The organism is Klebsiella sp. BIGb0132 (assembly GCF_024810075.1).
Classification (GTDB): domain Bacteria; phylum Pseudomonadota; class Gammaproteobacteria; order Enterobacterales; family Enterobacteriaceae; genus Klebsiella; species Klebsiella terrigena.
In genome coordinates this window covers 202424-228971 of record NZ_JANUDW010000007.1, presented here as the reverse complement: position 1 = coordinate 228971, position 26548 = coordinate 202424, and the positions used below count along the sequence as shown (strand labels likewise).

Annotated in this window: 33 protein-coding genes and 1 tRNA gene; 19 read left to right on the top strand and 15 right to left on the bottom strand. The window is 55.3% G+C overall.

Annotation, left to right across the window (positions count from 1 at the left end; genetic code table 11):
- Positions 1–36: 36 nt before the first annotated feature.
- The 11 genes from npr to M2416_RS19325 all read right to left on the bottom strand — a co-directional run bounded on the left by npr (position 37) and on the right by M2416_RS19325 (position 7936).
- On the bottom strand, positions 37–309 hold the full coding sequence (gene npr, locus M2416_RS19375) for a PTS phosphocarrier protein NPr (RefSeq protein WP_041147423.1): 273 nt from the start codon (positions 307–309) through the stop codon (positions 37–39).
- On the bottom strand, positions 306–1160 hold the full coding sequence (gene rapZ / locus M2416_RS19370; RefSeq protein WP_041147422.1) for an RNase adapter RapZ: 855 nt from the start codon (positions 1158–1160) through the stop codon (positions 306–308). Before rapZ ends, npr begins: the two co-directional genes overlap by 4 nt.
- A 45-nt stretch (positions 1161–1205) precedes the next feature.
- The gene (ptsN, locus tag M2416_RS19365) at positions 1206–1694 is read right to left on the bottom strand and encodes a PTS IIA-like nitrogen regulatory protein PtsN (protein ID WP_041147421.1); all 489 of its coding nucleotides are present in this window, start codon (positions 1692–1694) and stop codon (positions 1206–1208) included.
- Positions 1695–1767: 73 nt separating this feature from the next.
- Positions 1768–2055 carry a ribosome hibernation promoting factor gene (gene hpf, locus M2416_RS19360; protein ID WP_004868168.1) on the bottom strand — a complete coding sequence of 96 codons (288 nt, stop codon included), beginning with the start codon at positions 2053–2055 and terminating at the stop codon, positions 1768–1770.
- 22 nt (positions 2056–2077) lie between these two features.
- Positions 2078–3511, bottom strand: a complete 1434-nt coding sequence (rpoN, locus tag M2416_RS19355; protein ID WP_076946552.1) for an RNA polymerase factor sigma-54 — start codon at positions 3509–3511, stop codon at positions 2078–2080.
- 47 nt (positions 3512–3558) lie between these two features.
- Complete coding sequence (gene lptB / locus M2416_RS19350) at positions 3559–4284, bottom strand: LPS export ABC transporter ATP-binding protein (protein WP_004206203.1); 726 nt, start codon at positions 4282–4284, stop codon at positions 3559–3561.
- 6 nt (positions 4285–4290) lie between these two features.
- Complete coding sequence (gene lptA / locus M2416_RS19345) at positions 4291–4836, bottom strand: lipopolysaccharide ABC transporter substrate-binding protein LptA (RefSeq protein WP_041147419.1); 546 nt, start codon at positions 4834–4836, stop codon at positions 4291–4293.
- On the bottom strand, positions 4805–5380 hold the full coding sequence (gene lptC, locus M2416_RS19340) for an LPS export ABC transporter periplasmic protein LptC (RefSeq protein ID WP_041147418.1): 576 nt from the start codon (positions 5378–5380) through the stop codon (positions 4805–4807). Before lptC ends, lptA begins: the two co-directional genes overlap by 32 nt.
- Positions 5377–5943: a 3-deoxy-manno-octulosonate-8-phosphatase KdsC gene (gene kdsC / locus M2416_RS19335; protein WP_041147417.1), complete on the bottom strand. Its 567-nt coding sequence runs from the start codon at positions 5941–5943 to the stop codon at positions 5377–5379. The genes lptC and kdsC overlap by 4 nt, the downstream gene beginning before the upstream one ends.
- A gap of 14 nt (positions 5944–5957) precedes the next feature.
- Complete coding sequence (gene kdsD, locus M2416_RS19330) at positions 5958–6962, bottom strand: arabinose-5-phosphate isomerase KdsD (protein WP_161795687.1); 1005 nt, start codon at positions 6960–6962, stop codon at positions 5958–5960.
- Positions 6959–7936 (bottom strand): calcium/sodium antiporter, encoded by a 978-nt coding sequence (locus tag M2416_RS19325; RefSeq protein WP_259226338.1) that lies wholly within the window; start codon positions 7934–7936, stop codon positions 6959–6961. Before M2416_RS19325 ends, kdsD begins: the two co-directional genes overlap by 4 nt.
- 209 nt (positions 7937–8145) lie before the next feature.
- Here M2416_RS19325 and mlaF point away from each other — a divergent pair, with 209 nt between their 5' ends.
- The 7 genes from mlaF (at position 8146) to murA (ending at position 12952) form a co-directional block, all read left to right on the top strand.
- Positions 8146–8958 carry a phospholipid ABC transporter ATP-binding protein MlaF gene (mlaF, locus tag M2416_RS19320; protein WP_041147415.1) on the top strand — a complete coding sequence of 271 codons (813 nt, stop codon included), beginning with the start codon at positions 8146–8148 and terminating at the stop codon, positions 8956–8958.
- Positions 8959–8965: 7 nt separating this feature from the next.
- Positions 8966–9748 carry a lipid asymmetry maintenance ABC transporter permease subunit MlaE gene (gene mlaE / locus M2416_RS19315; protein WP_041147414.1) on the top strand — a complete coding sequence of 261 codons (783 nt, stop codon included), beginning with the start codon at positions 8966–8968 and terminating at the stop codon, positions 9746–9748.
- Positions 9749–9752: 4 nt separating this feature from the next.
- Positions 9753–10304: an outer membrane lipid asymmetry maintenance protein MlaD gene (gene mlaD / locus M2416_RS19310; protein ID WP_076946688.1), complete on the top strand. Its 552-nt coding sequence runs from the start codon at positions 9753–9755 to the stop codon at positions 10302–10304.
- Positions 10305–10321: 17 nt separating this feature from the next.
- Positions 10322–10957 (top strand): phospholipid-binding protein MlaC, encoded by a 636-nt coding sequence (gene mlaC, locus M2416_RS19305; RefSeq protein WP_045856587.1) that lies wholly within the window; start codon positions 10322–10324, stop codon positions 10955–10957.
- Positions 10957–11247: a lipid asymmetry maintenance protein MlaB gene (gene mlaB, locus M2416_RS19300; protein WP_045856589.1), complete on the top strand. Its 291-nt coding sequence runs from the start codon at positions 10957–10959 to the stop codon at positions 11245–11247. The genes mlaC and mlaB overlap by 1 nt, the downstream gene beginning before the upstream one ends.
- 136 nt (positions 11248–11383) lie before the next feature.
- Positions 11384–11638 (top strand): BolA family iron metabolism protein IbaG, encoded by a 255-nt coding sequence (gene ibaG / locus M2416_RS19295; protein ID WP_041147411.1) that lies wholly within the window; start codon positions 11384–11386, stop codon positions 11636–11638.
- A gap of 54 nt (positions 11639–11692) precedes the next feature.
- Complete coding sequence (gene murA, locus M2416_RS19290) at positions 11693–12952, top strand: UDP-N-acetylglucosamine 1-carboxyvinyltransferase (RefSeq protein WP_041147410.1); 1260 nt, start codon at positions 11693–11695, stop codon at positions 12950–12952.
- 58 nt (positions 12953–13010) lie between these two features.
- Here the strand turns inward: murA and sfsB are convergent, their stop codons facing one another.
- Positions 13011–13283: a DNA-binding transcriptional regulator SfsB gene (gene sfsB, locus M2416_RS19285; RefSeq protein WP_041147409.1), complete on the bottom strand. Its 273-nt coding sequence runs from the start codon at positions 13281–13283 to the stop codon at positions 13011–13013.
- 198 nt (positions 13284–13481) lie between these two features.
- Positions 13482–14453: an octaprenyl diphosphate synthase gene (gene ispB / locus M2416_RS19280; RefSeq protein ID WP_041147408.1), complete on the bottom strand. Its 972-nt coding sequence runs from the start codon at positions 14451–14453 to the stop codon at positions 13482–13484.
- Between the two features lie 260 nt (positions 14454–14713).
- Between ispB and rplU the strand changes: the two genes are divergently transcribed.
- From rplU to cgtA, 4 genes are all read left to right on the top strand, one after another.
- Positions 14714–15025 (top strand): 50S ribosomal protein L21, encoded by a 312-nt coding sequence (rplU, locus tag M2416_RS19275; RefSeq protein WP_041147407.1) that lies wholly within the window; start codon positions 14714–14716, stop codon positions 15023–15025.
- A 19-nt stretch (positions 15026–15044) separates the two neighbouring features.
- Positions 15045–15302, top strand: a complete 258-nt coding sequence (gene rpmA / locus M2416_RS19270) for a 50S ribosomal protein L27 (protein WP_041147406.1) — start codon at positions 15045–15047, stop codon at positions 15300–15302.
- 95 nt (positions 15303–15397) lie between these two features.
- Positions 15398–16363 (top strand): DMT family transporter, encoded by a 966-nt coding sequence (locus tag M2416_RS19265; RefSeq protein WP_041147405.1) that lies wholly within the window; start codon positions 15398–15400, stop codon positions 16361–16363.
- A gap of 15 nt (positions 16364–16378) precedes the next feature.
- Positions 16379–17557, top strand: a complete 1179-nt coding sequence (gene cgtA / locus M2416_RS19260) for an Obg family GTPase CgtA (protein ID WP_041147404.1) — start codon at positions 16379–16381, stop codon at positions 17555–17557.
- A gap of 93 nt (positions 17558–17650) precedes the next feature.
- Here the strand turns inward: cgtA and dacB are convergent, their stop codons facing one another.
- On the bottom strand, positions 17651–19084 hold the full coding sequence (gene dacB / locus M2416_RS19255) for a serine-type D-Ala-D-Ala carboxypeptidase (RefSeq protein ID WP_041147403.1): 1434 nt from the start codon (positions 19082–19084) through the stop codon (positions 17651–17653).
- 234 nt (positions 19085–19318) lie between these two features.
- Between dacB and greA the strand changes: the two genes are divergently transcribed.
- Complete coding sequence (greA, locus tag M2416_RS19250; protein ID WP_041147402.1) at positions 19319–19795, top strand: transcription elongation factor GreA; 477 nt, start codon at positions 19319–19321, stop codon at positions 19793–19795.
- A 152-nt stretch (positions 19796–19947) separates the two neighbouring features.
- On the opposite strand, the gene yhbY is transcribed toward greA, so the two are convergent.
- Complete coding sequence (yhbY, locus tag M2416_RS19245) at positions 19948–20241, bottom strand: ribosome assembly RNA-binding protein YhbY (protein WP_041147757.1); 294 nt, start codon at positions 20239–20241, stop codon at positions 19948–19950.
- Positions 20242–20365: 124 nt separating this feature from the next.
- Between yhbY and rlmE the strand changes: the two genes are divergently transcribed.
- From rlmE to M2416_RS19210, 7 genes are all read left to right on the top strand, one after another.
- Positions 20366–20995, top strand: a complete 630-nt coding sequence (gene rlmE, locus M2416_RS19240; protein ID WP_041147401.1) for a 23S rRNA (uridine(2552)-2'-O)-methyltransferase RlmE — start codon at positions 20366–20368, stop codon at positions 20993–20995.
- Positions 20996–21094: 99 nt separating this feature from the next.
- On the top strand, positions 21095–23026 hold the full coding sequence (gene ftsH / locus M2416_RS19235) for an ATP-dependent zinc metalloprotease FtsH (protein WP_041147400.1): 1932 nt from the start codon (positions 21095–21097) through the stop codon (positions 23024–23026).
- Positions 23027–23124: 98 nt separating this feature from the next.
- Positions 23125–23973, top strand: a complete 849-nt coding sequence (folP, locus tag M2416_RS19230; protein ID WP_076946556.1) for a dihydropteroate synthase — start codon at positions 23125–23127, stop codon at positions 23971–23973.
- A complete protein-coding gene (glmM, locus tag M2416_RS19225; protein WP_041147398.1) occupies positions 23966–25303 on the top strand; it encodes a phosphoglucosamine mutase in 1338 nt (445 codons plus the stop codon). The genes folP and glmM overlap by 8 nt, the downstream gene beginning before the upstream one ends.
- 229 nt (positions 25304–25532) lie before the next feature.
- Positions 25533–25862 (top strand): preprotein translocase subunit SecG, encoded by a 330-nt coding sequence (gene secG, locus M2416_RS19220; protein WP_041147397.1) that lies wholly within the window; start codon positions 25533–25535, stop codon positions 25860–25862.
- A gap of 14 nt (positions 25863–25876) precedes the next feature.
- Positions 25877–25963: transfer RNA gene (locus M2416_RS19215), tRNA-Leu, on the top strand.
- A gap of 145 nt (positions 25964–26108) precedes the next feature.
- Complete coding sequence (locus M2416_RS19210) at positions 26109–26510, top strand: hypothetical protein (protein WP_076946557.1); 402 nt, start codon at positions 26109–26111, stop codon at positions 26508–26510.
- The last annotated feature ends 38 nt before the right edge of the window (positions 26511–26548 follow it).

The following is a 26548-nucleotide window of genomic DNA, read 5'->3' as shown; positions in this document are numbered from 1 at the left end:
GGTAAGCATCGCGCGACCGGGGAAATGACGCCGGCGTTAGTCTTCGTCAAAACCGGCGTTAAACAGCGCAATAACCGCGGCCAGCGCTTCGACTTCCTGCGGACCGCTGGCCTCAATCTCAATTTGCCGACCCTTCGCGGAGTCGAGCATCAGCAGAGCAATCACGCTATTGGCTTCCGCCTCCGTGCCCTCATCGTTGCGCAGCAGCACTTCGGCATCGAAATTTTGCATCAGCTCGAACAGCTTCATCGCCGGGCGCGCGTGCATGCCCAGCTTGTTAGTGATCTCAACGCTCTGCTTTACGGTCATGATTTGCGTTTTTCCAGCGTCCGGTGACGCGACTGCACGTTCTTACCGCGCGAGCGGAAGTAGTCAGCCAGTTGTTCGGCGATATAGACCGAACGATGTTTACCGCCGGTACAACCGATAGCGACCGTCAGATAGCTGCGGTTATTGGTCTCCAGCATGGGTAACCATAGCTCAAGATAGCTGCGGGTCTGATAAATAAAGTTGTGAACCTCGGTGTGCCGATCGAGGAAGGCGGCAACGGGTTTATCGAGGCCGGTCATCGGGCGCAGCTTGGGATCCCAGTGCGGGTTAGGCAGGAAGCGCACGTCGAAGACGTAATCGGCATCAATCGGAATACCGTGCTTAAAGCCAAAGGATTCAAAGACCATGGTGAGCTCACGCTCGCGTTTGCCCAGCAGGCGCGTACGCAGCATTTCTGCCAGCTCGTGTACCGACATTTCGGAGGTGTCGACGATCAGGTCGGCGCGGGAGCGCAGCGGCTCCAGCAGAGCGCTCTCTTCGTCGATGGCGCTCTCAAGCGACAGGTTTTTACTTGAAAGCGGATGCAGGCGACGCGTGTCGCTGTAACGACGAATCAGCGTATTGCGGTCGGCATCAAGGAACAGCAGCTGAGGAGAAAACGCCTCAGGCAGGCTCTTCATCGCCTGTTCAAAGATTTCTGGCGACTCCGGCATGTTGCGCACGTCAATGCTGACGGCGGCGGAAATGTTTCTGTCGGCCAGCGATCTCGCCAGCTCGGGCAGCAGCACTACCGGCAGGTTATCTACGCAGTAGAAGCCCATATCTTCCAGCGCCCGCAGGGCGACGGATTTCCCCGATCCTGAGCGGCCGCTGACGATCATCAGTACCATGTACCGTTTCTCCTCAGTACGATAAAGGGGAGGCTATTGCTCCCGTTATGCGTCATCGCTGCTTCCTGCCTCGGTGATAATCTCATACAGCTCTTCGTCGCTTTGCGCGGCGCGCAGGCGACGGCAAATCGTTTTATCCGCTAGCCGTTTTGCCACCAGCGACAGCGTATGCAGATGGGTTTTTGTCTGATCGGCCGGCACTAAAAGCGCAAACAGCAGATCGACGGGCTGATTGTCGATCGCATCAAAGGCGATCGGCGTTTCCAGCTGCACAAAAACGCCAACGGCGCGCAGCGTATCCTCTTCAAGCTTACCGTGCGGAATGGCGATGCCGTTGCCAATTCCGGTACTGCCCATTTTCTCACGGGTGAGGATCGCTTCGAATACCACCTGGGACGGCAGACCTAGCTGCTTTGCTGCCAGCTCGCTGATGATCTCCAGCGCGCGCTTTTTGCTCTGGCAGTGAACCTGGCTACGGGTACATTCCTGATTAAGGACATTGCTCAGTTGTAGAGCTGAATCGTTGTTCATCATAATTTCACCTGAGCTCGCTCTCTGCCAGCTGCCGACAATAGCCGACGGCTGGCAGGGACGATCGCCCGGACAATTAGTGTTGTTTTAGTTTATCTTTATGTTTTGTTAACTGTCGTGCCAGCTTATCGATGAGACCATCGATAGCGGCATACATGTCCTGCCCTTCCGCACTGGCATGGATTTCGCCACCGTTGACATGCAGATTGGCGTCCGCAATTTGCGTCACCTTCTCTACTTTTAACACAATGTAGACCTGATTGATCCTGTCGAAAAACTGCTCCAGTTTGCTGAACTTCGCGTTGACGAACTCGCGCAGGGCCGGGGTGATTTCGACGTTGTGTCCTGTAATGTTGAGCTGCATAGTGTCTTCCTTATCGGTTGGGTCACACCAGCTGTTTACGCTGGTTAGACGGCGGAATGGATAAAGACTCTCGGTACTTAGCGACGGTGCGGCGCGCCACCATGATACCCTGTTCAGACAGGATGGTGGTGAGCTTACTGTCACTCAACGGCTTCGCGGGGTTCTCCGCGGCGATTAACTTCTTCACCAGCGCGCGAATGGCGGTCGACGATGCCTCGCCTCCGCCTTCGGTATTCACGTGGCTGGAGAAGAAATACTTCAGTTCAAAAATACCGCGCGGGCTGTGCAGGTACTTTTGCGTGGTCACGCGTGAAATCGTCGATTCATGCATTTCGACGGCCTGAGCGATATCCGCCAGCACCATCGGTTTCATAAACTCTTCGCCCTGTTCAAAGAAGGCCTGCTGCTGTTCGACGATGCAGCGGCTGACGCGCAGCAGCGTATCGTTGCGGCTTTCCAGGCTTTTGATCAGCCAGCGGGCTTCCTGCAGGTTGCTGCGGATAAACTGGCTATCGGCGTCGTTACGCGTGCTGTTGCCCATTGCGGCGTAGTGCTGGTTGATCTTCAGGCGCGGGATGCTGTCGGAATTCAGCTCTACGATCCAGCGATCGCTCACCTTACGCACCAGCACATCGGGAATCACGTATTCCGGTTCGCTGGTTTGGATCGACTGACCCGGGCGCGGATCTAACGACTGGATCAGATTAACCGCTTCTTTCAGAACGTCCTCTTTCAGCCGCGTGACGCGCATCAGGGAGCGAAAGTCGTGGTTGGCGAGCAGATCGAGATGATCGCTGATGATAAGCCGGGCCTCTTCCAGCCACGGCGTCTCTTTGGCAAACTGCGAAAGCTGAACCAGCAGACAGTCGCGCAGATCTTTTGCCGCGACGCCAACCGGGTCAAAACGCTGAATGCGCTTCAGTACCGCTTCAACTTCTTCGAGGCCGATTTCATCATCGTCAATGCTCTCAACGATATCCTCCACCCGCAGGGTGAGGTAGCCGGTATCATCAACGGCATCGACGATAGAGGTGGCGATAGCGCGGTCGGTATCGGTGAACGGTGTCAGCTGGACCTGCCACATCAGGTAATCCTGCAGGCTCTGAGTCGTTTCACCTTGATAGATAGGCAGCTCGTCATCCTGGTAATCGACGCCGTTGCCAGAAGGCGTGCCGGCGGTGTAGATCTCATCCCAGCTGGCGTCGAGCGGCAGCTCCTCGGGCATATCTTTTTGCTCAAGGGCGTCCACGGTATCCAGAGACTCGCGGTCCTCAACTTCTTTCGTTTCTACCTCTTCATGAAGATCGGTTTGCTCAAGCAACGGATTACTCTCCAGCGCCTGCTGGAGTTCCTGCTGGAGTTCTAACGTGGACAGCTGCAGCAAACGAATGGCCTGCTGCAGTTGTGGCGTCATGGCAAGCTGTTGGCTTAGCCTTAATTGCAAACCTTGCTTCATATTCAGGGCTAATATCTCCGGCTAAAACGTCTGTAACCTCTACCCTATCAGAGTCTGAAGTCTTCCCCAAGATACACGCGCTTAACCTGCTCGTCTTCCAGGATTTGCTGTGGGGTGCCGTGAGCAATCAGATGCCCCTGGCTGACGATATAGGCACGTTCGCAGACCGCCAGAGTTTCCCTGACGTTATGGTCGGTGATTAGGACGCCAAGGCCGCTGTCGCGCAGGTGCTCGATGATGCGTTTGATATCGATAACGGAGATGGGGTCAACGCCAGCAAACGGTTCATCCAGAAGGATAAATTTAGGGTTGGCGGCCAGCGCGCGGGCAATTTCAACGCGGCGACGTTCGCCGCCGGAAAGCGCCTGACCGAGGCTATCGCGCAGATGCTCGATATGAAACTCTTCCATCAGCTCTTTCGCGCGATCTTCACGCTGTTCGCTGCTCAGATCGTCACGAATCTGCAGTACCGCCATCAGGTTATCGTAGACGCTCAGGCGACGGAAAATCGAGGCCTCCTGCGGCAGATAGCCAATGCCACGGCGCGCGCGCGCGTGAAGCGGCAGCAGGCTGATATCTTCATCGTCGATGATAATATTGCCGGCGTCGCGCGGCACGATCCCGACCACCATGTAGAAGGTGGTGGTTTTGCCGGCGCCGTTCGGGCCGAGCAGGCCGACAATCTCACCGGAGTTGACGGTCAGACTGACATCTTCCACCACGCGGCGGCCTTTATAAGCTTTGGCGAGATTCTTTGCAGTTAATGTTGCCATAACGAATTACTTACCTTTCTTTGGCTGATCGGTGCCTTTGTCCTGCAGCTGCGAAGGAACCAGAACCGTAGTCACGCGCCCGCCTTTGTTGCTGAACGCCTGCATTTTCTGCTCTTTCACCAGATAGGTGATCTTGTCACCCTGGATATTGCTATCGATCTGTTCCAGATGCGCATTGCCGGTCAGTACGACGAAATCATTTTGCAGCTCATAGCGCATTTTCGACGCGCGGCCTTTCACCGGCTTGCCGTTATCCTGCATCTGGAAGAAGGTTGCCGGATTGCCGTATCCGTCGATCACCTCTTTGCCCCTCTCGCCGCCTGGACGAGTGACCACGACCTTATCGGCATTGATCTTGATGGTGCCCTGGGTCACGACGACATTACCGGTAAAGGTGACAACATTGCCCTGCATATCCAGCGACTGCTGATCGGATTCGATATGAATCGGCTGATCGGTGTCGCCAGTCTTTGCCAGTGCCGGCAGGCTGGCGGCCAGTATGGCGCTGGCGAGCGCAATCTTAAGGCTGAGTTTGTTTGTTCTGAATTTCATAAGAGGTTCTAACCTTTTCAATCAGCTCGGCATTTTTGCTGCGCAGGTTACCGCGCATTCTTAGGCCACTGGAAGTAAATGTTGTCCCGTACAACGTCACCATGTCATCGGAGGTAACATCCTGCGTCACCAGATTTATCCGGGCGTTATCCGTCGTAATTTTGCGCAGTTGAGAGTCGGGGCTTAGCGCGTTCACCTCAACGTGCCCATAAAGATACAGCATACGATCGTTGGTCAGCTTGGCTTTATCCGCTTTGATTGACCAGGTTGGGGCTTTGTTGGTATCAAAGGTGGTCATCACCGGCTGAGTGAACCACGACAACTCTTGCGCAGAAAAATACGCCACGTGCTCGGCGATAAGGCGATAGTTAAGCGCCCCTTCCGGACTGTAAACGACGGTATCGGTATGCTCGCTGGTATAGGTTGGGTCATCAGGATTGACCTCCGGCTGAGCGCTATCGTCCGTACCCGCCAGGTTAAGGCCGATCAGGATCAGCGCGACCAGCGACAGTAAAATGATAACCCAACGTCTGGTTTTACTCATATTGATTGCCCTTTGGCCTCATCCAGCTTGCCCTGCGCCAATAGTAACAAATCGCAGACTTCGCGTACCGCTCCGCGCCCGCCGTTGATGCGGGTAACATAGTCTGCGCGTGGAAGCAGCAGCGGGTGCGCATCCGCCACGGCAACGCTTAAGCCTGTTTCTGCCATTACCGGCCAGTCGATCAGGTCATCGCCAATATAGGCCACTTCGTCCGCACGGACGGCCAGCTTGCTTAGTAAGTCACGGAAGGCCAGCAGCTTATCGGACTGCCCTTGATAGAGATGCGTAATGCCTAACGTCTGACAGCGATCTTCTACTAGTTTAGCGTTTCGCCCGGTAATAATCGCCACTTCAATACCTGAAGTCAGCGCGCAGCGGATCCCGTAGCCATCGCGTACGTTGAACGCCTTCAGCTCTTCGCCGTTGTTGCCCATATAGATAAGACCGTCGGAAAGCACGCCGTCGACGTCGAGGATCAGTAAACGGATCTTCGCCGCGCGTTCGAGAAATTCAGGGCTTACCGGTCCGTAGCAGGTCGCCAGCAGAGCATCAGCATTATTCATTATTTTATCCTTACTTACACTACGCCTGCGCGCAGGAGATCGTGCATATGTACCACACCCAACAGACGGTCGCCATCGGCAACTAATACGCAGGTGATATGACGGGCTTGCATCAGGTTTAGCGCATCGACGGCCAGAATGCCGGGACGGATGCGAATCCCACCCGGCGTCATGACCTCGGCAATGCCGGCATTACGCATATCGACCCCGGAATCGAACACCCGGCGCAGGTCGCCATCGGTGAAAATACCGATGATGTTCATCTCATCGTCGCAGATAGCGGTCATGCCTAAATTTTTGCGCGTGATTTCCAGCAGCGCATCGCGCAGCGTGGCCTGCAGCGTCACGTGCGGGATTTCATCACCCGTGTGCATGATATCATTGACCCGCAGCAGCAGCTTGCGGCCCAGCGCGCCGCCGGGGTGCGACAGCGCGAAATCTTCGGCGGTAAAGCCGCGAGCTTCCAGCAGCGCGACCGCCAGAGCATCGCCCATCACCAGCGCCGCGGTGGTGCTTGACGTCGGGGCAAGGCCAAGCGGACAGGCTTCTTTCAGCACCTTGACGCACAGGTGGATATCCGCCGCGCGCGCCATGCTGCTTTCCGGGCGGCTGGTCATGCAGATCAGCGGCACCCGCTGGCGCTTAAGCACCGGGATCAGCGCGAGCATTTCGTTCGACTCGCCGGAGTTCGACAGGGCGATAATAACGTCCTGCGGCGTGACCATGCCTAAATCGCCGTGGGCCGCCTCGCCGGGATGAACGAAGAACGACGGCGTACCGGTGCTGGCGAAGGTGGCGGCCATTTTGCGCCCGATATGGCCGGACTTACCCATTCCCATGACCACCACTTTGCCCGTGCAGCGGAAAATCGTTTCGCAGGCGCGGGTAAAATCTTCATTAATGTATTGATCGAGCTGAGCCAGACCTTCACGTTCAATTTCCAGGACCTCGCGGCCTGCCCGTTGAAAGTCAAAATCCGTTGGCAAATCTGTTTGCGACATAATGGTATCCCGATTCATTCACCAAAGAGCGGTGCTGCCCAGTACAGCATCGCCAACCAAACCACAAAACCGCCGACCAGCAGCGCCCCGGCAAGTCGGCTCGGCTGCCGTTTGCGGCGCCAGCACAGCAGGGCGAAAATTACGCTGACCAGCATCATGACGGCATAGTCGCGCGTAAACGCTTCGGGGGCGAAAGATCCCGGTGCGATCAGCGCCGGCAGCCCGAGAACCAGGACAATATTCAGGATATTGGCGCCAATGATATTCCCGATGGCGATATCATCTTCCCCTTTACGTGCGCCAGCAATCGCCGTTGCCAGTTCCGGCAGGCTGGTGCCGATGGCGACCACCGTGAGGCCAACGGTCAGCTCGCTGATGGCGAAGTAGTTCGCCAGCACGGTGGCATTATCCACCACCATGCGGGTCGCCATCGGCATAACAATCATCGCCACCCCGAGCCACAGCAGGGCGACGGGGAGCGAACCTTCTCGCGGCAGCTCTGCTATCTGCTCCCGGGTCAGGCTGTCGTTACCCTGGCGCTCGGCGATGCGCGCTATTTTTACCGTGAACAGTAGCCATAGTATGGCTAACGCCAGTAAAAAAAGGCCGTCCATGCGCGAGAGCCGGCCGTCATAGAGGACAAAGCTCGCGAGCAGGCTGACCAGCAACATTAGCGGCAGTTCGCGGCGCAGGATATCAGAATGTACGGTAAAAGGATGAAGTAAGGCGGCGAGGCCAAGAATTAACAGGATATTGGTGATGTTGGATCCGATCGCCGTCCCGATGGCCAGATCGGTCTGCCCGTGCAGGGAGGCGGCCGCAGAGACGATGATCTCGGGCAGGCTGGTGCCGATACTCACCACCGTCATGCCGATGATAAGCGGCGGGATCCCTATCATGCGGCACAGTATTGAAGCGGCGTAGACCAGACGATCGGCGCTGTAGACCACCAGCAGTAAACCAATTATTAACAGAGCCGTCGCTAAGAGCATCTAAAGTCCTTTCTTCAGGTATAATCGTCGCCTCGCTGATCGTCCGTACGCAGCGTAACGAATTCTTAATTTTGACTTTATGTTTGTCAAAAGTAAAACAAATGCCAGCTTTCGCTAACCCAGGCAGGTAAGATTCTGTAAAAATGTTGGGTTTATGGTGGAAGAAAGCACCATGCTTAGCCTGAGGGATGTTTTGTAAGGATGATTTTATGAGCCAAACTCTGGCGAATTTAGTCGAAGTACGCGGGATCAGCTTCTCTCGAGGCGATCGCGCGATCTTTGATGATATCTCGCTGTCGGTGCCGCGCGGTAAGATCACGGCGATCATGGGGCCATCGGGAATCGGTAAAACGACCCTGCTGCGCCTGATCGGCGGCCAGATCCCGCCGGACAGCGGCGAGATCCTGTTTGATGGCGAAAACGTGCCGCAGATGTCGCGTTCGCGCCTGTATACCGTACGTAAGCGCATGAGCATGCTGTTTCAGTCCGGCGCGCTGTTCACCGATATGAACGTCTTTAATAACGTGGCCTATCCGCTGCGTGAGCACACTCAGCTGCCCGAAGCGCTGCTGCATACTACCGTGATGATGAAGCTTGAGGCCGTTGGCCTGCGCGGGGCGGCAATGCTGATGCCTTCTGAGCTATCCGGCGGCATGGCGCGCCGTGCCGCGCTGGCAAGAGCTATCGCGCTCGAACCGGATCTCATCATGTTCGACGAACCGTTCGTCGGCCAGGATCCCATCACCATGGGCGTGCTGGTTAAGCTGATTTCTGAACTCAACAGCACCCTGGGCGTCACCTGTATCGTGGTATCGCACGACGTACCGGAAGTGCTCAGTATTGCGGATTACGCCTATATTGTGGCCGATAAGAAAATCGTCGCCCACGGCAGCGCCCGGTCGCTGCGGGAAAATGCCGACCCTCGGGTTCGCCAGTTTATTGATGGTATCGCCGACGGCCCGGTGCCGTTCCGCTATCCGGCAGGCGACTATCAGCATGATTTATTAGGCATAGGGAGTTAAACGACTGATGCTGCTAAATATGCTGGCATCGCTCGGCCATCGGGGGATTAAAACCACCGCGGCTTTTGGGCGTGCCGGATTAATGCTTTTCAACGCCGTAGTGGGCAAGCCGGAGTTTCGCAAGCACGCGCCGCTGCTGGTGCGCCAGCTGTACAACGTTGGCGTGCTGTCGATGCTGATCATCATCGTGTCGGGGCTGTTCATCGGCATGGTGCTCGGCCTGCAGGGGTATCTGGTGTTAACCACCTACAGCGCAGAAACCAGTCTTGGTATGCTGGTGGCGCTGTCCCTGCTGCGCGAGCTGGGACCGGTGGTTGCCGCGCTGCTGTTTGCCGGGCGTGCCGGTTCGGCGCTGACCGCCGAAATAGGGCTGATGCGTGCGACTGAACAGCTCTCGAGCATGGAGATGATGGCCGTTGATCCGCTGCGTCGCGTAATATCACCGCGCTTCTGGGCCGGCGTCATCTCACTGCCGCTACTGACGGTTATTTTTGTCGCGGTGGGGATCTGGGGCGGTTCGCTGGTTGGCGTTAACTGGAAAGGTATCGACAGCGGCTTCTTCTGGACCGCGATGCAAAATGCCGTCGACTGGCGAATGGATCTGGTTAACTGCCTGATTAAGAGTCTGGTTTTCGCCATTACGGTGACATGGGTAGCGTTATTTAACGGTTATGACGCTATCCCCACTTCCGCAGGGATTAGCCGGGCAACGACGCGCACCGTGGTGCATTCGTCGCTGGCGGTTCTGGGGCTGGATTTTGTGCTGACTGCGCTGATGTTTGGGAATTGAGTTCATGCAAACGAAAAAAAGTGAAATCTGGGTAGGCGTATTTTTACTGGTGGCGCTGCTGGCGGCGCTGTTTGTATGCCTGAAGGCTGCGAACGTGACCTCGCTGCGGACCGAGCCGACGTATCGTCTTTACGCGACGTTTGACAATATCGGTGGCCTGAAGGCGCGGTCGCCGGTGCGCATTGGCGGCGTGGTCGTTGGCCGGGTGGCGGACATTACGCTCGATCCAAAAACCTACCTGCCGCGGGTGGCGCTCGATATCGATGAGAGCTACAACCATATTCCTGACTCCAGCTCGCTGGCCATTCGTACTTCCGGCCTGCTGGGCGAGCAGTACCTGGCTCTGAACATGGGGTTTGAAGACCCGGAGCTGGGAACATCTATCCTTAAAGATGGTGGGACGATTCAGGACACTAAATCTGCCATGGTTCTGGAAGATCTGATTGGTCAGTTCCTTTACAACAGTAAAGGCAGCGACAATAAGAATTCTGGCGATGATCCAACAGCCCAGGAAAGTCATACTGACGCAGCGCAGCCTGCCGCCACGACGCACTAACTCAGGAGAGACCCGATATGTTTAAACGCTTACTGATGATCGCCATGCTGGCGATTGCGCCATTGACCGCAGCGACCGCAGCGGATCAGTCCAATCCGTACAAGCTGATGGATGAAGCCGCGCAGAAAACCTTCGACCGCCTGAAAAACGAGCAGCCGAAGATTCAGGCTAACCCCAACTATCTGCGTGAAATCGTCGACCAGGAGCTGATGCCGTACGTGCAGGTGAAGTACGCCGGCGCGCTGGTGCTGGGCCGCTATTACAAAGATGCAACCCCGGCGCAGCGTGAAGCCTACTTTACCGCCTTCCGCGAATATCTGAAGCAGGCGTATGGCCAGGCGCTGGCGATGTATCACGGTCAGACCTATCAAATCGCGCCGGAACAGCCGCTGGGCGATGCGACTATCGTTCCTATCCGCGTGACGATCCTCGATCCTAACGGTCGTCCGCCGGTGCGCCTGGACTTCCAGTGGCGTAAAAACACCCAGACCGGCAACTGGCAGGCCTACGATATGATTGCTGAAGGGGTGAGCATGATCACCACCAAGCAGAACGAGTGGAGCGATCTGCTGCGTACTAAAGGCGTCGACGGCCTGACCGCGCAGCTGAAATCGATCTCCGCCCAGCCGATTACCCTGGAACAGAAAAAATAATGAGCGGTCAGCTGAGCTGGACCCGCAGCGGCGAGCGCCTGGCACTGCAGGGTGAGCTGGACCAGGATCTGCTGGTCCCGCTCTGGGACGACCGCGCGCAGGCGACTGAAGGCGTATCGACTATCGACCTGAGCGCGGTAACCCGGGTCGATACCGCGGGCCTGGCGCTGCTGGTGCATTTTGTGGCGCTGATTCGTCGCCAGGGCAGGGAGGCACAGCTGATCGGTAAGAGCGATAATTTGCAAACGCTGATCGGTCTTTACAACCTTCCTGCTGATATGATCCCATAATTTTTCAGAGTGTTACCACTGGCGCTATCCGCAAAGCCCCATCAATATTTTCGATGGGGCTTTTTGCTTGTTTAAGACCGCGCCACTTTCCTCTAAGATGTTGGGCTATTTTCACTACCAGATAAAATTTGAACCCATGGAAAATCATGAAATTCAGACCGTGCTGATGAACGCACTCTCCCTCCAGGAAGTCCACGTCTCTGGCGATGGCAGTCACTTTCAGGTTATTGCTGTGGGCGAGCTGTTCGACGGCATGAGCCGCGTGAAGAAGCAGCAGACTATCTACGCCCCGCTGATGGAATATATTGCCGACAACCGCATCCATGCTCTGTCGATCAAGGCGTATACCCCGCAGGAGTGGGCCCGCGATCGCAAGCTAAATGGCTTTTAAGCTGTAGGGATGCTCCCTGCAGCGTATATGAATTCTTAACAGAGAACAGAATCAATGGATAAATTCCGTGTTCAGGGTCCGACTCGTCTCCAGGGCGAAGTCACCATCTCCGGTGCGAAAAACGCAGCCCTGCCGATCCTCTTTGCCGCACTGCTGGCAGACGAGCCGATTGAGATCCAGAATGTACCGAAGCTGAAAGACATCGATACCACGATGAAACTGCTGAGCCAGCTCGGCGCCAAAGTTGAGCGTAACGGTTCGGTATGGATTGATGCGGGCCCGGTTGACGTCTTCTGTGCTCCGTACGATTTAGTCAAAACCATGCGTGCCTCTATCTGGGCGCTGGGGCCGCTGGTGGCGCGTTTTGGCCAGGGCCAGGTTTCACTGCCGGGCGGCTGTGCGATCGGCGCCCGTCCGGTTGACCTGCATATTACCGGCCTGGAGCAGCTGGGTGCCGAGATCAAGCTGGAAGAGGGCTACGTCAAGGCATCGGTCAATGGACGTCTCAAAGGCGCGCATATCGTTATGGATAAGGTCAGCGTTGGCGCGACCGTTACCATCATGAGCGCCGCGACGCTGGCAGAAGGCACCACCGTTATCGAAAACGCCGCGCGTGAGCCGGAAATCGTCGATACGGCCAACTTCCTCGTTGCGCTGGGCGCGAAAATTAAAGGCCAGGGCTCTGACCGCATTACCATTGAAGGCGTAGAGCGTCTGGGCGGCGGCGTCTATCGCGTTCTGCCGGACCGCATCGAAACCGGGACCTTCCTGGTCGCGGCGGCAATCTCCGGCGGTAAAATAGTCTGCCGCAATGCGCAGCCTGATACCCTCGACGCCGTGCTGGCGAAGCTGCGTGACGCGGGTGCCGATATTGAGACCGGTGAAGACTGGATTAGCCTTGATATGCACGGCAATCGTCCTAAAGCCGTCAACGTACGTACCGCACCGCACCCGGGATTCCCGACCGACATGCAGGCGCAGTTTACGCTGCTAAACCTGGTAGCTGAAGGCACCGGCGTGATTACCGAGACCATTTTCGAAAACCGCTTTATGCACATTCCGGAACTGATCCGTATGGGCGCACACGCGGAAATCGAAAGCAATACGGCGATCTGCCACGGCGTGGCCCAGCTGTCCGGTGCCCAGGTAATGGCAACCGACCTGCGCGCATCGGCAAGCCTGGTACTGGCGGGCTGTATTGCGGAAGGCACCACGATTGTCGATCGTATCTATCACATCGACCGCGGATACGAGCGGATTGAAGATAAGCTGCAGGCGCTGGGCGCGAATATCGAACGCGTCAAAGGCGAGTAAAGCTGCTATCGCAGCCCTCTGACGTTGGTCCGGGGGCTGCATCCTGAATTACCTCGACTCACTTCTCACTTTTCTTCTGGCGTATCATCTGCGTCCTGTCGATAAACCGATGGGTAATCGGGTCATGGTAGCGTGACGGCCAAATAGCCCAGGGTGTGGTTTCCAGCGCGTTCGCAATAATCAGCTCGCCTTTGGGCCACGGCCGGGTTAGGGCATTGGCCAGGGTTGAGGAACTCAGACCGTTGCGTCGTGATTCCGCTGCCAGCGACGTGCCCTTTTTGCGTAATCCGGCGATAATATCGGCCGGGTGCCAATCGATGAACTTATCCATAAATTCTCCTGGTGATAAGGTTCCAGATCGCCCCAAGCGGACGACAGAGTCACTATACCCCTGGTTTATTAAAGTTCTAACAAGTTCCAGTAAATCGATTGAATATTCAGAATTCATCAAGGTTCAGGGCTGGGGGTTACGGCGGGGGATTTTTTTGGAACTTTCCCGCGCGATGCGCGGGAAGGGTCGAAAGGGCGATTAGCGATCGCGCTGAACGGCGATGTGCGCCAGGCCGATGAGCGCTTCGCGCCACGGCGAGTCGGGTAAAACCTGAAGCGCGACAATCGCCTTATCGGCCTCTTCTTCCGCGCGCTTTTGGGTCCACTCCAGCGAGCCGCAGGCGGCCATGGCCTCCAGAACGGCTGCCAGCAGGTGACGTCCGTTACCCTGTTCGATTGCGCCGCGGATCATGGCGGACTGCTCCGGAGTGCCGTGGCGCATCGCATGCAGCAGCGGCAGAGTAGGTTTACCCTCGTTCAGGTCATCGCCCACGTTTTTACCCAGACGCTCGCCGTCGGAGCTGTAGTCCAGCAAATCATCGATCAGCTGGAAAGCGGTGCCCAAATAGCGGCCGTAGTCCTGTAATGCCCGCTCCTGTTCCTCGGTGCAGCCAGCCAGAATCCCGGAACATTGTGCGGCGGCCTCGAACAGCCGGGCCGTTTTGCTGTAAATCACCCGCATGTAGTTTTCTTCGGTGATGTCCGGGTCGTTAACGTTCATCAGCTGCAGGACTTCGCCTTCGGCAATCACGTTAACGGCTTTCGACATGACCTCCAGCACCTTCAGCGAGCCGAGGCTGGTCATCATCTGGAAAGAGCGGGTATAGATAAAATCACCAACCAGCACGCTGGCTGCATTGCCGAAGGCCGCATTGGCCGTGGCTTTGCCACGACGCATATCCGACTCGTCAACGACATCATCATGAAGCAGGGTCGCGGTATGAATAAATTCGATCAGCGCGGCAATGGTGACGTGCGCATTCCCCTGATAACCGACGGCACGCGCCGCGAGGACCGCAATCATCGGACGAATACGTTTACCGCCTCCGCTGACGATGTAATAGCCTAACTGATTGATAAGCTGAACATCTGAGTCGAGTTGCTCAAGGATTGTCGCATTGACACCCGCCATATCTTGCGCGGTTAACTCATTGATTTTTTCTAAATTCATCGCAAAAGCCGGGCCACATGTCCTGTTACCGCGAATCCAGGTGGGTTCACAGCAGGATTAAGATAGAATTAAAAGAAGATATGATTGTACTGAAAAAATGGCATAGATAAACGTTAGCGTGAAAGTTGTGTTTTTTTTCTGCGTTGAGCGACGATCGCTCTTGTCAAAGGCTCGCCTTTTGCGTAATATTCGCGCCCTATTGTGAATATTTATAGCGCACTCTAAATCACATTAAGAGGTGCGCGGAAGCGGAGTTTTATATGTACGCGGTTTTCCAAAGTGGTGGTAAACAACACCGAGTAAGCGAAGGTCAGACCATTCGCCTGGAAAAGCTGGACATCGCAACTGGCGAAGCTGTTGAGTTCGCTGAAGTGCTGATGGTCGCAAACGGTGAAGAAATCAAGATCGGCGTTCCTTTCGTTGAGGGCGGCGTAATCAAAGCTGAAGTTGTTGCTCACGGTCGTGGCGAGAAAGTTAAAATCGTTAAGTTTCGTCGTCGTAAACACTACCGTAAGCAGCAGGGCCATCGTCAGTGGTTCACTGATGTGAAAATTACTGGCATCAGCGCCTAAGACCTGAGGAGAGATTTAAATGGCACATAAAAAGGCTGGCGGCTCAACTCGTAACGGTCGCGACTCAGAAGCTAAACGCCTGGGCGTTAAGCGTTTCGGTGGCGAAACCGTTCTGGCGGGTAGCATCATCGTTCGTCAGCGTGGCACCAAATTCCACGCTGGTAGCAACGTAGGTTGCGGTCGTGACCACACTCTGTTTGCTAAAGCAGACGGTAAAGTGAAATTTGAAGTTAAAGGCCCGAACAACCGTAAATATATCAGCATCGTTGCTGAGTAAGGTTTTCGAGGTCCGGTAACGGATTAAAGCCCCGCAACGTGTTGCGGGGCTTTTTACATTAGAAGTCCGGAAAATTTTCCGCAGGTAAAACGGGCATGAAGCAGCAGGCCGGCATAGGTATTGTTTTGGCGCTCACCACCGCAATGTGCTGGGGTGCGCTGCCCATCGCAATGAAGCAGGTTCTGGAAGTGATGGAACCGCCAACGGTGGTGTTCTATCGCTTTTTAATGGCGAGTATTGGCCTCGGGTCGATCCTGGCGATTAAAGGCAAGCTGCCGCCGCTGCATCTTTTCCGCAAGCCTCGCTGGCTAATTTTACTGGCTATCGCAACGGGCGGCCTGTTCGGTAACTTCATTCTGTTCAGCTCGTCCTTGCAATATTTAAGCCCGACGGCCTCGCAGGTGATTGGTCAGCTGTCCCCGGTTGGCATGATGGTCGCCAGCGTCTTTATCCTCAAAGAGAAGATGCGCGGGACCCAGGTTATCGGTGCGATAATGCTGCTCTGCGGGCTGGTGATGTTCTTCAACACCAGCCTGATAGAGATTTTTACCCGCCTGACGGATTACACCTGGGGTGTGATTTTTGGCGTGGCTGCGGCGACGGTGTGGGTAAGCTACGGCGTCGCGCAAAAGGTGTTATTGCGTCGTCTGGCGTCACAGCAAATCCTGTTTTTGCTGTACACTTTATGTACGATTGCACTATTGCCGCTGGCAAAGCCGGGTGTGATATCCCAGCTAAGCGACTGGCAGCTGGCGTGCCTGATCTTTTGTGGTTTGAACACGCTGGTAGGTTATGGCGCACTCGCGGAAGCGATGGCGCGTTGGCAGGCAGCACAGGTGAGCGCATTAATTACGCTAACCCCGCTGTTTACGCTGTTATTTTCAGATTTATTATCAATTGCCTGGCCCGATTTCTTCGTCAAACCGATGTTAAACCTGTTGGGTTATCTCGGTGCGTTTGTCGTGGTTGCGGGCGCGATGTTTTCCGCCATTGGTCATCGTCTTTGGGGACGCTGGCGTAAAAATGAAGCGGTTGTAGTAGTCCCCCGCTCAGGCGAATGATTTACGGAGAGTAAAATGAAGTTTGTTGATGAAGCAACGATCCTGGTCGTAGCAGGTGATGGCGGCAATGGTTGCGTGAGCTTCCGCCGTGAAAAATATATCCCAAGAGGCGGCCCTGACGGCGGCGACGGCGGTGATGGCGGCGACGTTTGGCTGGAAGCGGACGAGAACCTGAACACCCTGATTGACTACCGTTTTGAGAAAGCTTTCCGCGCTGAACGTGGACAGAACGGACAAAGCCGTGACTGTACCGGTAAGCGTGGTAAAGACGTCTCGGTGAAGGTGCCCGTAGGGACCCGTGTTATCGATCAGGGGACCGGCGAGACCATGGGCGATATGACCAAGCACGGTCAGCGTCTGATGGTCGCCAAAGGCGGCTGGCACGGCCTGGGTAACACCCGCTTCAAATCGTCCGTCAACCGTACCCCGCGTCAGAAAACGATGGGTACGCCGGGCGACAAGCGCGACCTGCAGCTTGAACTGATGCTGCTGGCAGACGTTGGGATGCTGGGGATGCCGAACGCCGGTAAATCCACCTTCATTCGCGCCGTTTCTGCAGCGAAGCCGAAAGTTGCCGATTATCCGTTCACCACGCTGGTTCCTAGCCTCGGCGTTGTACGTATGGATAACGAGAAGAGCTTCGTCGTGGCGGATATTCCAGGGCTGATTGAAGGCGCCGCCGAAGGCGCAGGCCTCGGTATTCGCTTCCTCAAGCACCTTGAGCGCTGCCGCGTGCTGCTGCACCTCATCGATATTGAGCCAATCGACGGTTCCGATCCGGTCGAGAATGCGCGCATTATCATCGGTGAGCTGGAAAAATACAGCGAGAATCTGGCGTCGAAACCACGCTGGCTGGTCTTCAACAAGATCGACCTGATGGATAAAGCGGAAGCCGAAGCGAAGGCGAAAACCATTGCCGAAGCGCTGGGCTGGGAAGATAAGTTCTACCTGATTTCTGCGGCAAGCCAGCAGGGCGTGAAAGACCTGTGCTGGGACGTGATGACCTTTATCATCGAAAACCCAATCGTGCATGCGCAGGAAGATAAGCCGGCTGAGAAAGTCGAGTTTATGTGGGATGACTATCACCGCGAGCAGCTTGAAAGCGCTGAGATCGAAGTGGAAGACGACGAAGACTGGGATGACGACTGGGACGAAGACGACGAAGAAGGCGTTGAGTTCATCTACAAGCGTTAATTCTGGTTTGCACCGGTCCCCGCTGTGTAATGCTAAGCGGGGAATATCACCGGGTAGCACGAAAGGGCCGCATCTGATGCGGCCCTTTTGTATTTAGTTGTTCTGGTACAAATCCTTATACAGCCGGCTTTCGAAGCGCACCAGCGGAATTCGACGGTTGCGCTGATCGGCTGGCGGTACCGCATAGCCTGACAGATACTGCACGAAAGCGATTTTCTGCCCGCTGGCGCCGGTGATAAAGCCCGCCAGATTATAGACCCCCTGCAGGGAGCCGGTTTTCGCGGAAACCTTACCATCCACGCCCGCCTGATGCAGACCCGCACGGTACTGCAGCGACCCGTCATGACCGGCGAGCGGCAGCATCGAGATGAAGTTAAGCTCATTATCGTGCTGGGCAATATATTGCAGCACCTGCATCATCGTGGCGGGTGCGATCAGGTTGTGGCGCGACAGGCCGGAACCGTCGGCAATAATCGTATTGCCCAGGTCGACGCCAGCCTGCTGACGCAGGATTTGGCGCACCGCATCGGAACCCGCACGCCAGGTGCCCGGCACGCCGAGGCGCGCGTGACCAATGGTGCGGAATACGGTATCGGCAATCATGTTGTCTGATTTTTTCAGCATGATGCGCAGGAGATCGTGCAGCGGCGCGGACTGAGTGCTCGCCAGCACGGTCCCCGGATCGTTGGCCAGCGTCTGGCGCAGCAGAGTCCCACTGTAGGTGATGCCGGCCTGGGTCAATTCAGACTTCAGGATCACCCCGGCATAGCTGGCGCCGTCCTGAATGGCAAAGGCCAGCGGCAGCGGCTCGCTGCGCTGCGGCAGACAGCCGGTCAGGGTGTAGCGGTTAAGATCGCCCGGCACCACGTCGAGCTCGCAGTACTGAGCCTCCGCAGAGCCGCGGGCCAGCGTGCGGACCTGGCTGAACATGGTGACCGGGTAATACGAGGCGACGCGAATAAATGCCAGGTCTCCGGGCTTCTGCGCGCTGTACAGCGAGATCGAGAAACAGTTGCGATCGACGATCGCCGCCGCCGGCGGGGCGCTAAAGCACTGGGTCATATCGTTCCACGGCCAGCCCGGCGCTTTGTCATGGCTGGCGAAGACCGAGGTATCGATCAGGACGTTCCCCTCGATCCGCTGGACGCCGGCCTTTTTGAGCGTGGCCACCATATTGCGAATATCCTGCCGCCTGAGCGTAGGATCGCCACCAAAACGGGCAATCAGGTCACCTTTCAGCACGCCACCGTCGAGGGTACCTTTGGTTTCCAGGGTGGTGGTGAAACGGAAGTCTGGCCCCAGCTGGAGCAGGGCTGCCAGCGCGGTGATCACCTTCTGAGTACTGGCCGGTAGCGCCATTTGCTGGCTGTGAAAGTCTATCTCCGGCGTAGGGGAGCCGACCTTTTGCGCCATAAAGGCGAGGTTAGCACCCGCAGGAAGCTGGTTGATGTACTCGTCAATGTTCGCCGCCTGAGCGCTAAACGCAATGCCGGCAGTCAATCCGATGATAAATCTGGAAAATCGCATAATCTCGCGCTAACAACCTGAAACCGAGCCGTCATACTACGGTGCAACACCCTGTAAAGTAAACGATGACCCATGGTGAACTTCAGGGTAAAATACGTATCAAATTGAAAATTGCTGCTGACCTGGGGAATGTTTCCCGGGTTGGTTTTCTTTTTGCTCCTGCCCTGCTTTTTGCCAGGCAGGTTGCGGAACGGGATATCCGTTCCATGAAGGAATGATAAAGAGGTATAACAAATGCAAGCTATTCCGATGACCTTACGTGGCGCTGAAAAACTACGCGAAGAGCTGGATTTTCTGAAATCCGTTCGTCGCCCTGAAATCATTGCAGCCATCGCCGACGCCCGTGAACATGGCGATCTCAAAGAGAACGCTGAGTACCATGCGGCCCGCGAACAGCAGGGTTTCTGTGAAGGTCGTATCAAAGATATTGAGGCCAAGCTGTCCAATGCGCAGGTTATCGATATCACCAAAATGCCGAATAACGGCCGCGTGATTTTTGGTTCGACGGTGAACGTTCTTAACGTTGATACCGACGAAGAGCAGATTTATCGCATCGTGGGCGACGACGAAGCGGATTTTAAGCAGAATCTTATCTCCGTGAACTCGCCGATCGCTCGCGGGCTGATCGGTAAAGAGCAGGATGATGTGGTGACAATCCGCACGCCTGGTGGCGAGGTCGAATACGAAATTATCAAGGTTGAGTACCTTTAATTCGTATTTCCCGCTACGCTGTTGATGGATTGTAAAGAAAGGAAAAAGGCCGCATAGCGGCCTTTTATCAACGTCCAGAGCATGGCATTTTGCTCGTCTACCCGCAGAAATCCCTCGTTTTACACAAAGTTGTGTCGAGATTCAGGATATTCTTAGCGTGGCAGCGAGATTTTACGCTCTTTAGATGGGCGGTACAGGACCAGCGTTTTACCGATGACCTGTACGTTACAGGCGCCGGTTTCGCGTACGATAGCTTCCACGATCAGGGTTTTAGTCTCGCGGTCTTCCGAGGCGATTTTCACCTTGATGAGCTCATGGTGCGCTAGCGCTTGTTCGATCTCGGCCAGTACCCCTTCGGTCAAACCATTATTGCCAAGCATAACTACCGGCTTGAGCGGATGTGCCAGACCTTTCAGGTGCTGTTTTTGTTTAGTACTCAGATTCATCGTATTTTTTTGCTTACGTTGGGATTGAAAACGGTTCATTCTACCGCCATCTCCCATATATCGCCAAACTACAGTGTCGATTTTTACGTCGCAAAGTATGATGAACCCGAAATGGGAATGTTAAATGACAGGTAAAAAGCGTTCTGCCAGTTCCAGCCGCTGGCTTCAGGAACACTTTAGCGATAAATATGTTCTCCAGGCACAGAAAAAGGGGTTACGTTCCCGAGCCTGGTTTAAACTTGATGAAATACAGCAAAGTGACAAAATTTTTAAGCCGGGGATGACGGTTGTTGACCTCGGTGCTGCACCCGGAGGCTGGTCGCAATATGCGGTCACGCAGATCGGAAACAGCGGCCGCATCATCGCTTGCGATCTTTTACCGATGGATCCAATCGTTGGTGTGGACTTCCTTCAGGGCGACTTTCGTGATGAATTAGTCCTGAAAGCGTTACTTGAGCGCGTAGGTGACAGTAAAGTACAAGTTGTCATGTCCGATATGGCGCCAAACATGTGCGGAACACCGGCGGTGGACATCCCCCGGGCCATGTATTTGGTGGAACTGGCGCTTGGAATGGCTCGTGATGTATTAGCGCCAGGTGGTAGTTTTGTAGTTAAGGTGTTCCAGGGCGAAGGCTTCGATGAGTATCTAAGAGAAATTCGCTCCCTGTTTACGAAGGTCAAAGTTCGTAAGCCGGACTCTTCCCGTGCTCGTTCGCGTGAAGTGTACATTGTAGCGACCGGGCGAAAACCATAACCGGTAGATTTCAAACGAAAGTTTGAAAGACACTGGATATAGAGTATCCTGACGCTGTTTTTAACACAGTTGTAATAAGAGGTTAATCCCTTGAGTGACATGGCGAAAAACCTAATACTCTGGCTGGTCATTGCCGTCGTGCTGATGTCAGTATTCCAGAGCTTTGGGCCCAGCGAGTCTAATGGCCGTAAGGTGGATTATTCAACCTTCCTGCAAGAGGTCAACCAGGACCAGGTTCGCGAAGCGCGTATCAACGGACGTGAGATCAACGTTACCAAGAAAGATAGTAACCGTTACACGACTTACATTCCGGTTAACGATCCGAAGCTGCTCGATAACCTGTTGACGAAAAACGTCAAAGTGGTTGGCGAACCGCCGGAAGAGCCGAGCCTGCTGGCTTCCATCTTCATTTCCTGGTTCCCGATGCTGTTGCTGATCGGCGTCTGGATCTTCTTTATGCGGCAAATGCAGGGCGGCGGCGGAAAGGGCGCGATGTCCTTCGGCAAAAGCAAAGCCCGTATGCTGACGGAAGACCAGATCAAAACCACTTTTGCTGATGTCGCGGGTTGCGATGAAGCGAAAGATGAAGTGGCCGAACTGGTGGAATATCTGCGTGAGCCGAGCCGTTTCCAGAAGTTGGGCGGTAAAATCCCGAAAGGCGTCCTGATGGTCGGCCCTCCGGGTACCGGTAAAACGCTGCTGGCGAAAGCGATCGCCGGCGAAGCGAAAGTGCCGTTCTTCACAATTTCCGGTTCTGACTTCGTAGAAATGTTCGTGGGTGTCGGCGCATCTCGCGTGCGTGACATGTTCGAACAGGCTAAGAAAGCGGCTCCGTGCATTATCTTCATCGATGAAATCGACGCCGTCGGTCGCCAGCGTGGCGCTGGTCTGGGCGGTGGTCACGATGAGCGTGAGCAGACGCTGAACCAGATGCTGGTTGAGATGGATGGTTTCGAAGGTAACGAAGGTATTATCGTTATCGCCGCAACAAACCGTCCGGACGTTCTGGACCCCGCGCTGCTGCGTCCGGGCCGCTTCGACCGTCAGGTTGTCGTTGGTCTGCCGGATGTTCGCGGTCGTGAGCAGATCCTGAAAGTTCACATGCGTCGCGTTCCGCTGTCGCCTGATATCGACGCGGCAATCATCGCGCGCGGTACCCCGGGCTTCTCCGGTGCTGACCTGGCGAACCTGGTGAACGAAGCCGCTCTGTTTGCTGCCCGTGGCAACAAACGCGTGGTATCGATGGTTGAGTTCGAAAAGGCTAAAGACAAAATCATGATGGGTGCGGAACGTCGCTCCATGGTGATGACGGAAGCGCAGAAAGAGTCGACCGCTTATCACGAAGCAGGGCATGCGATTATCGGTCGCCTGGTGCCGGAACACGATCCGGTGCATAAGGTGACGATTATTCCGCGCGGCCGCGCTCTGGGCGTCACGTTCTTCCTGCCGGAAGGCGATGCAATCAGCGCCAGCCGTCAGAAGCTGGAAAGCCAGATTTCGACCCTCTACGGCGGTCGTCTTGCAGAAGAGATTATCTACGGCGTAGAGCATGTTTCTACCGGCGCGTCGAACGACATTAAAGTCGCGACCAACCTGGCACGTAACATGGTGACTCAGTGGGGCTTCTCCGACAAACTCGGTCCGCTGCTGTATGCGGAAGAAGAGGGCGAAGTATTCCTCGGACGCAGCGTCGCGAAAGCGAAGCATATGTCCGATGAGACCGCACGCATCATTGACCAGGAAGTGAAATCACTGGTTGAGCGTAACTACAACCGCGCCCGTCAGATCCTTAACGACAATCTGGATATTCTGCACTCGATGAAAGATGCGCTCATGAAATATGAGACCATCGATGCACCGCAGATTGATGACCTGATGGCACGTCGTGACGTTCGCCCACCGGCTGGCTGGGAAGACCCAGGCACCAACAATTCTGGCAACAACGGCACCCCGAGTGCGCCGCGTCCGGTCGATGAACCGCGTACGCCAAACCCGGGTAACACGATGTCAGAGCAGTTAGGCGACAAATAAGTTAGCCGCTGTTGATGTGGTTGTGCATATCTAAACCCTGGGGCATCCGCTCTGGGGTTTTTCTTTTTATTTATCTCTCCTGATTCAGGGATCTCGTGATGAAACTTGTAGCCCAGGGCTCAACCCTCGATCTCACCCACCCGCACGTGATGGGTATCCTTAACGTTACGCCGGACTCCTTCTCCGACGGCGGGGCGCACAATTCGCTGGTAGAGGCGGTTAAGCACGCCAATCTGATGATTAATGCCGGGGCGACGATCGTTGACATCGGCGGCGAATCGACGCGTCCTGGTGCGCTGGATGTTAGCGTTGAGGAAGAGCTGGCGCGCGTGATCCCGGTTGTGGAAGCCATTGCTCAGCGTTTTGAAGTGTGGATCTCGGTCGATACGTCAAAGCCTGAAGTGATCCGTGAAGCCGCTCGGGTAGGGGCACATATCATCAACGATATCCGCTCGCTAACGGAGCCCGGCGCGCTGGAAGCGGCGGCAGAGACCGGTCTGCCGGTATGTCTGATGCATATGCAGGGGCAGCCGAAAACCATGCAGGCTGCGCCGAAGTACGAAGACGTCTTCACCGATGTGACGCGCTTTTTCACAGAGCATATTGTGCGCTGCGAACGGGCTGGGATCGCAAAAGATAAATTGTTGCTCGACCCAGGATTCGGTTTCGGTAAAAATCTTTCCCATAATTATGAGCTGCTTGCTCGACTCGGCGAGTTCCACCATTTTGGTCTCCCGCTGTTGGTAGGTATGTCGCGTAAGTCGATGGTCGGTCAGTTGCTGAACGTTGGGCCGGCAGAGCGCCTCAGCGGTAGCCTGGCTTGCGCAGTAATTGCGGCGATGCAGGGCGCGCAGATAGTGCGCGTCCATGACGTCAAAGAAACGGTAGAAGCGCTGCGCGTGGTGGAAGCCACTCTGGCTACAAAGGAAAATAAACGTTATGAGTAACCGTAAATATTTTGGCACCGATGGTATCCGTGGCCGCGTTGGCGATGCGCCAATTACGCCGGAATTTGTGCTTAAGCTGGGCTGGGCTGCAGGAAAAGTTCTCGCGCGTCACGGTTCGCGTAAAATTATCATTGGTAAAGATACCCGTATCTCGGGCTATATGCTGGAGTCGGCCCTCGAAGCGGGCCTGGCGGCAGCCGGTCTCTCCGCCTCATTCACTGGCCCAATGCCTACGCCGGCGGTGGCTTATCTGACCCGCGCTTTCCGCGCAGAGGCCGGTATCGTCATTTCAGCGTCGCATAACCCTTTCTACGACAACGGAATCAAGTTCTTCTCTATTGAGGGAACCAAGCTGCCGGATAACGTCGAAGAGGCGATTGAAGCCGAGATGGAGAAAGAGCTGACCTGCGTCGACTCTGCGGAATTAGGCAAAGCCAGCCGGATTGTCGATGCGGCCGGGCGCTACATCGAGTTCTGCAAAGGCACCTTCCCGAATGAGCTGAGCCTGAACGAGCTGAAAGTGGTTGTTGACTGCGCTCACGGCGCGACCTACCACATCGCGCCTAGCGTCTTCCGCGAGCTCGGCGCACAGGTTATTGCGATGGGCTGTGAGCCCAATGGCCTTAATATCAACGAAGAGGTCGGGGCCACCGACGTGCGTGCCTTACAGGCTCGCGTGCTGGCGGAAAAGGCCGATCTGGGCATTGCCTACGACGGCGATGGTGACCGCGTCATTATGGTCGACCATGAAGGCAATAAAGTTGATGGTGACCAGATCCTCTACATTATTGCCCGCGAAGGCCTGCGTCAGGGCCAGCTGCGCGGCGGTGCCGTGGGCACGCTAATGAGCAATATGGGACTCGAGCTGGCGCTCAAACAGCTGGGTATCCCGTTTGCTCGCGCAAAAGTGGGCGACCGCTATGTGCTGGAGAAGATGCAGGAGAAAGGCTGGCGTATTGGCGCCGAAAACTCCGGTCACGTTATCCTGCTCGATAAGACGACCACCGGAGACGGCATTGTTGCAAGCCTGCAGGTCGTGGCCGCGATGGTACGTAACCATATGAGCCTGCACGATCTGTGCAGCGGCATGAAGATGTTCCCGCAGATTCTGGTCAACGTGCGCTTTACCGATAACAGCAGCAACCCGCTCGAGCATGAGAGCGTAAAAGCGGTTGCCGCCGAGGTTGAGGCCGCATTGGGTAAACGTGGCCGGGTGCTGTTACGTAAATCCGGCACCGAGCCGCTGATTCGCGTGATGGTTGAAGGCGAGCACGAAGAGCAGGTGCACGAATTCGCTCACCGCATTGCTGATGCGGTTAAAAACGCATAGCTTGTGGCGCTAAGTGATTAAAAAGGCGGCGCTTGCCGCTTTTTTAATTGCCAACAAACGGTTTTTTGCTGTTTTTTTCTGCAGTTGATACAATGCGTCGAAATTGCCCTTGCGAAGGTCATTCGCTTTGGTTAGTATTCACACCCGCTTCAGTGGGAAACGTTAATGCGTCCCGCTTTATTGGTCGAAGCAATTGGTATGCGGCGAATCCGCAAGGAACAGGTTGATTATGCAAGAAGCTCTTTTAGTTGTTTTCCTTATTGTGGCGATTGGCCTTGTTGGTCTGATCATGCTGCAGCAAGGTAAAGGCGCTGATATGGGAGCCTCGTTCGGAGCAGGCGCTTCCGGCACGTTGTTCGGTTCCAGCGGTTCTGGTAACTTCATGACCCGCATGACCGGTATCCTGGCTGCGTTGTTCTTCATCATTAGTTTGGTGCTGGGCAATATCAACAGCAACAAGACCAGTAAAGGAAGTGAGTGGGATAATCTGAGCGCGCCGAAATCCGAGCAGACTCAGCCAGCAGCGCCGGCGCAGCCGAGCAGCGACATCCCGCACTGATAAGTAGTATCTGTACCGAGGTGGTGGAATTGGTAGACACGCTACCTTGAGGTGGTAGTGCCCTAACGGGCTTGTGGGTTCGAGTCCCATCCTCGGTACCAATATTCCGAAAAAAAGACGCTGAAAAGCGTCTTTTTTTTTGCCTTAAACCGACGGCTGTTTATTTATAAATAACTCTCCGCTGGCCTTGATCCCATCCAGGTCGCTAAAGTCGCGCTCATCTATTTATCAGAGGTGAGTAACGCAATGAAGCTTTTCAGGCTGTTTATCATTGCCGGCGTTCTGTGCTTGTCCGGATGTAGTACCACGCCATCGGCGGATCCGGTGGAGACTATTAATGCGCTGGCGGTACCGGTAATGCATAGCGACGTTCAGCCCGCAGGACAAAACTCTCAGTCAATTACCCGCCGCTTTCAGGATAACTCGGTGCTGATTGGCAGCCTTAGCCGGTCATTAAAAGACAACTATCTGCAGGATGTGGAGAGAAAGGATATCTTCGATAAGGATAGCGATGCCTATCACGTTTACAGCGCGCTCACCAAACTCGAACAGATGTCGGCGATGAATGAGGTCTACCGCAAAGAAAATAATATTGCCGGACTAGAAGAGATCAATAAGGTACTGAAGGCCGTTCCCCTGGCGGCGTAAGTGAGGGATCGCAGGACGGCAATCCCTGCTGATAACGA

What these genes read in the sequence shown, in the direction of transcription:
- cgtA (WP_041147404.1), top strand. Translation starts at nt 16,379, where the DNA reads ATGAAGTTTGTTGATGAAGCAACGATCCTGGTCGTAGCAGGTGATGGC.
- murA (WP_041147410.1), top strand. Translation starts at nt 11,693, where the DNA reads ATGGATAAATTCCGTGTTCAGGGTCCGACTCGTCTCCAGGGCGAAGTC.
- ispB (WP_041147408.1), bottom strand. Translation starts at nt 14,453, where the DNA reads ATGAATTTAGAAAAAATCAATGAGTTAACCGCGCAAGATATGGCGGGT.
- mlaC (WP_045856587.1), top strand. Translation starts at nt 10,322, where the DNA reads ATGTTTAAACGCTTACTGATGATCGCCATGCTGGCGATTGCGCCATTG.
- kdsC (WP_041147417.1), bottom strand. Translation starts at nt 5,943, where the DNA reads ATGAATAATGCTGATGCTCTGCTGGCGACCTGCTACGGACCGGTAAGC.
- kdsD (WP_161795687.1), bottom strand. Translation starts at nt 6,962, where the DNA reads ATGAATCGGGATACCATTATGTCGCAAACAGATTTGCCAACGGATTTT.
- ibaG (WP_041147411.1), top strand. Translation starts at nt 11,384, where the DNA reads ATGGAAAATCATGAAATTCAGACCGTGCTGATGAACGCACTCTCCCTC.
- rpoN (WP_076946552.1), bottom strand. Translation starts at nt 3,511, where the DNA reads ATGAAGCAAGGTTTGCAATTAAGGCTAAGCCAACAGCTTGCCATGACG.
- rplU (WP_041147407.1), top strand. Translation starts at nt 14,714, where the DNA reads ATGTACGCGGTTTTCCAAAGTGGTGGTAAACAACACCGAGTAAGCGAA.
- mlaF (WP_041147415.1), top strand. Translation starts at nt 8,146, where the DNA reads ATGAGCCAAACTCTGGCGAATTTAGTCGAAGTACGCGGGATCAGCTTC.
- lptB (WP_004206203.1), bottom strand. Translation starts at nt 4,284, where the DNA reads ATGGCAACATTAACTGCAAAGAATCTCGCCAAAGCTTATAAAGGCCGC.
- secG (WP_041147397.1), top strand. Translation starts at nt 25,533, where the DNA reads ATGCAAGAAGCTCTTTTAGTTGTTTTCCTTATTGTGGCGATTGGCCTT.
- dacB (WP_041147403.1), bottom strand. Translation starts at nt 19,084, where the DNA reads ATGCGATTTTCCAGATTTATCATCGGATTGACTGCCGGCATTGCGTTT.
- folP (WP_076946556.1), top strand. Translation starts at nt 23,125, where the DNA reads ATGAAACTTGTAGCCCAGGGCTCAACCCTCGATCTCACCCACCCGCAC.
- ftsH (WP_041147400.1), top strand. Translation starts at nt 21,095, where the DNA reads ATGGCGAAAAACCTAATACTCTGGCTGGTCATTGCCGTCGTGCTGATG.
- mlaE (WP_041147414.1), top strand. Translation starts at nt 8,966, where the DNA reads ATGCTGCTAAATATGCTGGCATCGCTCGGCCATCGGGGGATTAAAACC.
- glmM (WP_041147398.1), top strand. Translation starts at nt 23,966, where the DNA reads ATGAGTAACCGTAAATATTTTGGCACCGATGGTATCCGTGGCCGCGTT.
- yhbY (WP_041147757.1), bottom strand. Translation starts at nt 20,241, where the DNA reads ATGAATCTGAGTACTAAACAAAAACAGCACCTGAAAGGTCTGGCACAT.
- ptsN (WP_041147421.1), bottom strand. Translation starts at nt 1,694, where the DNA reads ATGATGAACAACGATTCAGCTCTACAACTGAGCAATGTCCTTAATCAG.
- rapZ (WP_041147422.1), bottom strand. Translation starts at nt 1,160, where the DNA reads ATGGTACTGATGATCGTCAGCGGCCGCTCAGGATCGGGGAAATCCGTC.
- rpmA (WP_041147406.1), top strand. Translation starts at nt 15,045, where the DNA reads ATGGCACATAAAAAGGCTGGCGGCTCAACTCGTAACGGTCGCGACTCA.
- hpf (WP_004868168.1), bottom strand. Translation starts at nt 2,055, where the DNA reads ATGCAGCTCAACATTACAGGACACAACGTCGAAATCACCCCGGCCCTG.
- sfsB (WP_041147409.1), bottom strand. Translation starts at nt 13,283, where the DNA reads ATGGATAAGTTCATCGATTGGCACCCGGCCGATATTATCGCCGGATTA.
- M2416_RS19325 (WP_259226338.1), bottom strand. Translation starts at nt 7,936, where the DNA reads ATGCTCTTAGCGACGGCTCTGTTAATAATTGGTTTACTGCTGGTGGTC.
- mlaB (WP_045856589.1), top strand. Translation starts at nt 10,957, where the DNA reads ATGAGCGGTCAGCTGAGCTGGACCCGCAGCGGCGAGCGCCTGGCACTG.
- mlaD (WP_076946688.1), top strand. Translation starts at nt 9,753, where the DNA reads ATGCAAACGAAAAAAAGTGAAATCTGGGTAGGCGTATTTTTACTGGTG.
- lptC (WP_041147418.1), bottom strand. Translation starts at nt 5,380, where the DNA reads ATGAGTAAAACCAGACGTTGGGTTATCATTTTACTGTCGCTGGTCGCG.
- lptA (WP_041147419.1), bottom strand. Translation starts at nt 4,836, where the DNA reads ATGAAATTCAGAACAAACAAACTCAGCCTTAAGATTGCGCTCGCCAGC.
- M2416_RS19265 (WP_041147405.1), top strand. Translation starts at nt 15,398, where the DNA reads ATGAAGCAGCAGGCCGGCATAGGTATTGTTTTGGCGCTCACCACCGCA.
- rlmE (WP_041147401.1), top strand. Translation starts at nt 20,366, where the DNA reads ATGACAGGTAAAAAGCGTTCTGCCAGTTCCAGCCGCTGGCTTCAGGAA.
- M2416_RS19210 (WP_076946557.1), top strand. Translation starts at nt 26,109, where the DNA reads ATGAAGCTTTTCAGGCTGTTTATCATTGCCGGCGTTCTGTGCTTGTCC.
- npr (WP_041147423.1), bottom strand. Translation starts at nt 309, where the DNA reads ATGACCGTAAAGCAGAGCGTTGAGATCACTAACAAGCTGGGCATGCAC.
- greA (WP_041147402.1), top strand. Translation starts at nt 19,319, where the DNA reads ATGCAAGCTATTCCGATGACCTTACGTGGCGCTGAAAAACTACGCGAA.